The organism is Streptomyces iconiensis (assembly GCF_028657195.3).
GTDB lineage: Bacteria > Actinomycetota > Actinomycetes > Streptomycetales > Streptomycetaceae > Streptomyces > Streptomyces iconiensis.
Genome location: NZ_JANCPR020000122.1, coordinates 1 through 872 on the forward strand (window position 1 = coordinate 1; position 872 = coordinate 872).

Sequence of the window (872 nt, forward strand, 5' to 3'; positions counted from 1 at the left end):
GTTCAGGCTTTGCGGGTGTTGATGTCGTCGGTGAGTTGGGGGACGACGTCGAAGAGGTCGCCGACGATGCCGTAGTCGACGAGGTCGAAGATGGGGGCCTCGGCGTCCTTGTTGATCGCCACGATCGTCTTGGAGGTCTGCATTCCCGCCCGGTGCTGGATCGCTCCCGAGATGCCCGCAGCGACGTACAGCTGCGGTGAGACCGACTTGCCCGTCTGGCCCACCTGGTGCGCGTGCGGGTACCAGCCCGCGTCCACCGCGGCACGCGAGGCACCCACCGCGGCGCCCAGCGCGTCGGCCAGCGCCTCGATCAGCCCGAAGTTCTCCGCACCGTTGACCCCGCGCCCACCCGAGACCACGATCGCCGCCTCACTCAGCTCCGGACGGCCCGTCGACTCCCGCGCCGCACGCGAGGTGACCTTCGCGCCCGAGGCCGCTCCGTCCAGGGAGAAGGACAGCTCCTCGACGCTACCGGCGGCCTGCGCGGCCTCCGGCGCCGCCGAGTTCGCCTTGACCGTGATGACCGGAACCCCCGTGGTGATCCGCGACTTGGTGGTGAAGGCCGCGGCGAAGACCGACTGCGTGGCCACCGGCCCTTCATCCCCGGCCTCCACGTCCACCGCGTCCGTGATCAGGCCGGAGCCCAGCCGCACCGCCAGCCGCCCCGCGATCTCCTTGCCCTCGGCGGAGGAGGGCACCAGCACGGCGACCGGGGAGACCGCCTCGCAGGCCGCCTGGAGCGCATCGAGTTTCGGGACGACGAGGTAGTCGCCGAACTCCGGCGCATCGGCGGCCAGTACACGCGTGGCGCCGTACTCACCCAGGACCGTGGCGGCCTGCTCGGCGCCCGGGCCCAGGTGCACGGCGACCGG

At 71.9% G+C, this 872-nt stretch carries 1 protein-coding gene; it reads right to left on the reverse strand.

Annotation, left to right across the window (positions count from 1 at the left end):
- Nucleotides 1–2 precede the first annotated feature (2 nt).
- A partial coding sequence (locus NMN56_RS42945) for an electron transfer flavoprotein subunit alpha/FixB family protein (RefSeq protein ID WP_283742583.1) occupies nt 3–872 on the reverse strand: 870 nt, incomplete at its 5' end.